5 protein-coding genes are annotated in these 1,657 nt (G+C 51.7%); all 5 read right to left on the bottom strand.

Annotated features, from left to right (window positions below; all coding sequences use genetic code 11):
- On the bottom strand, positions 1-437 hold a 437-nt coding region (locus tag GTGU_RS22910), incomplete at its 3' end, for a host-nuclease inhibitor Gam family protein (protein WP_038163180.1).
- Positions 438-450: 13 nt separating this feature from the next.
- Entirely contained in the window at positions 451-714 is a 264-nt protein-coding gene (locus GTGU_RS22905) for a hypothetical protein (RefSeq protein WP_038163176.1), read from the bottom strand.
- A 10-nt stretch (positions 715-724) separates the two neighbouring features.
- Positions 725-976, bottom strand: coding sequence for a hypothetical protein (locus GTGU_RS22900; RefSeq protein WP_038163172.1), 252 nt, complete (start codon positions 974-976; stop codon positions 725-727).
- A 2-nt stretch (positions 977-978) separates the two neighbouring features.
- The gene (locus GTGU_RS22895; protein ID WP_038163169.1) at positions 979-1,401 is read right to left on the bottom strand and encodes a hypothetical protein; all 423 of its coding nucleotides are present in this window, start codon (positions 1,399-1,401) and stop codon (positions 979-981) included.
- 2 nt (positions 1,402-1,403) lie between these two features.
- On the bottom strand, positions 1,404-1,657 hold a 254-nt coding region (locus tag GTGU_RS22890; RefSeq protein ID WP_425427535.1), incomplete at its 5' end, for a hypothetical protein.

Below are 1,657 nucleotides of genomic sequence, written 5' to 3'. Positions count from 1 at the left end.
GGTGACGCAAGAATAGCCTCTTTATTAATCTCTTCTTTATTACGAAGAAATTTACCCAGACTTAATTTTTTCAGCATCGCAATAACATCTTCAACCTTGCGAATAGTGACGCTGGGTGGGCGGGCACGCCAGCGAACTTCACCCGTCGTGAGGTTGGCCGTCTTGGTTTTGCCGTCGCGGGTCAGTTCAGCGCGATTGGCTTCACACCACGTCTGAACGCCGGTTTGCAGGCGCTCAAGCTCTTTTTTCAGCGCCTCAATACCGGGGGCGACATCGTTCGTCAGTGTGGCAATCTGGTCATTCAGCTCCGTTTCGCGGCGCAGAATAACGCGGGATATATCACCAATCTTGCGGATATCGTTAATAACGTCTTCGCGGGACTGGGGAACGGCCACTGCCGCAGCAGCTTTGGTTCGTGGTTTTTTAGGTACTTTCATATAAGCCTCAGTTTTAGTGTTCAACATATTCGCGGGTAATGTGATCCGTGAATTTAATCAGCGCATCCATCCCTTCATGCTGGTTTTTCGCTTCAGGTACGCCGGGAACCAGCAGTTGATCGCTGACGCGGGAATGACGGGCCCGCACACCAATCAGCTCTCTGACACGTGATTCATCGCCAGTGATAACCGGCAATGCACCGTCGGGTACAACCTTGCCGAACTCAATCAGTCCGGAAGCCCATGCGTAAGCGGTAATTTTCCCCGTATGTTTCATAGTGATGACCTCAGTGTTTAACGATTTTACGGTTATCCCGTTCAGCCTTTACTTTCGCAAACTCAATAACGTGCTGGACAGCGGTCGGGAAGATAGCGGTCAGACCTTCCGCAACCAGAAAGGAAAATGAACCGTCATCGTCTTTGCTGCTCACGTGAAAACTGATCCCGAGTTTTCCGGAGTTCTCCGGCGTTTTAACAATCTCGCCGTCCTTCATTTCGGTATCATCCTCAAGGATGATAGTGATTGTCTGCTTAGCCATTGTTATCTCCAGACCAGTTGACGACGGCAAAAATTCTGCCAGCCGGTGCGCTCAGACACGATGAGTAAGAACCTGACATCCATGTTCACCCACCGGCGACAGGCTTCTTCAACGCCGTATCGCTTACCATCCCGCAGCAGCCGGGAGACCAGGCCACGAAGGAACCCGTAGGCAAAACGGAATGACTCACGATCTGAAAGAGAAACCCGGTATTTCAGGTCTTCCCATACATCCACCGTGTTCGGGTTGTACTCCCAGGTGTATTTGCGTTTGAGCGCATGTTTTCCGGCACAGCAGACAATCAGCTCATACACGTCAAGATACATTTCACCAGTGCCGATGGTAATAAACTGGCAGACATCACCTGCGCTGCCGTTATTCATGCGCATGCGATGCAGTGCTTTAATTTCACGTAACAGTTTCATATTTACCTCCAGATGACCCCGCAACCTCCGAGGGTTGCAAACCAGACAGAACGCGTACCGCCGTTATGTGTTTCGGTGATGCGGTTTGCACTGCGCACCAGTTCTGACGGCGGACAGGCGATTTCGAGCAACGGACGACGCATGAACACACGAACGTCAGTCACGCGACTGCCACGCGCACGCAGCCAGTCCTGCGCCGCTTCGGCCATGCTGATATGTTCCGCAATACGTTCGGTGATCATGGTGTTATTCCTCT

This window comes from Trabulsiella guamensis ATCC 49490, assembly GCF_000734965.1.
GTDB lineage: Bacteria > Pseudomonadota > Gammaproteobacteria > Enterobacterales > Enterobacteriaceae > Trabulsiella > Trabulsiella guamensis.
The sequence above is the reverse complement of the archived record's forward strand: the minus strand, read 5'-3'. Positions and strand labels throughout refer to the sequence as shown.

Coding starts and splice junctions, on each gene's coding strand:
- GTGU_RS22905 (WP_038163176.1), bottom strand. CDS start 714: ATGAAACATACGGGGAAAATTACCGCTTACGCATGGGCTTCCGGACTG.
- GTGU_RS22900 (WP_038163172.1), bottom strand. CDS start 976: ATGGCTAAGCAGACAATCACTATCATCCTTGAGGATGATACCGAAATG.
- GTGU_RS22895 (WP_038163169.1), bottom strand. CDS start 1,401: ATGAAACTGTTACGTGAAATTAAAGCACTGCATCGCATGCGCATGAAT.